Here is an 896-nt window from a genome sequence, read left to right on the forward strand (position 1 = left end):
GAAGACCCCAGTTGATCTGGGGTCTTCTGCGTTGTGCGGCCAGGCGCCGGCCTGCGGGCGGGGCGGCCCGGTCGGGCGTACCGCGGTGATTCCGGAGTGGGCGCGCCGTGGCGTCCTCGTCGGCGCGGTCGCGCCCGGCGCGGTGATCGCCCCTCTGATGACCGGCTCCAGGTCACCCCGGACCCTCCTTCCCCAGGCCGATGCCGCTGGGTGTCTTCGGGCAGCGCGAGGACATCGCGGTCCGGGTGGAGCGGTTCCCGCGCCCGGAGGCTCGCTTCACCACCGGTTCGGTCCTCTACGCCGACGGCGGCACCGACGCGCAGCCCGCGGCCATGGGGCGGTGCCCCCCAGCCGACGCGTGCGGTCGGGTCCGGCCTCCGGGTGACGAGGCCGTACGTCCGCACCGGAGGCCCGGCCGAGGCGCTCGCGGTGACCGACTCCAGGGCGGACGGCGCGCGACGGCCGGGTACCGGGCGGCGTGCGCATCCCTGATCAGGGCAGGATCGCCCCATGAGTGAACTCGAAGGCCGTGACTGGACGGTCATGAAGCCGGAGGACTTCGACCCGGACGCCCCGGCCGTCCCCGACCCGGGGGCAGGCTCCGCCGTGCCCGCGGAGCCGGACGAGTACGGAACGCCTCCGCTCTTCGACGACGAGGAACTCGCCCGCCCCTCCACGTGAACAAAGGGGGCGGGCGCCCCGCGTGGACCCCTCGGCGCCCTCGTCGGCCCGCCCGTACCGCTGTGGCCGGTGCGTTCACCGCCCGCGGCGACGTGGCCCGGAGCGTGCGGGCTCATGTGCGGCGGTGCCGGATCCCCCGCCTGACGGTCCCTCGGGCGCGCGCCGCCGGCCGCATCGCCGCACCCCTGCTGCCGGGGCTCGGGCGCATCCGGCGG

The 896-nt window shown here is 76.6% G+C and carries 1 protein-coding gene; it reads left to right on the top strand.

What is annotated here, in order from left to right; all coding sequences use genetic code 11:
- Window positions 1-510: 510 nt before the first annotated feature.
- Entirely contained in the window at window positions 511-681 is a 171-nt protein-coding gene (locus IH13_RS43985) for a hypothetical protein (RefSeq protein ID WP_199814713.1), read from the top strand.
- Window positions 682-896: the final 215 nt, after the last annotated feature.

Source organism: Streptomyces sp. NRRL WC-3549 (assembly GCF_000721935.1).
Classification (GTDB): Bacteria; Actinomycetota; Actinomycetes; order Streptomycetales; family Streptomycetaceae; genus Streptomyces.

What these genes read in the sequence shown, in the direction of transcription:
- IH13_RS43985 (WP_199814713.1), top strand. Translation starts at nt 511, where the DNA reads ATGAGTGAACTCGAAGGCCGTGACTGGACGGTCATGAAGCCGGAGGAC.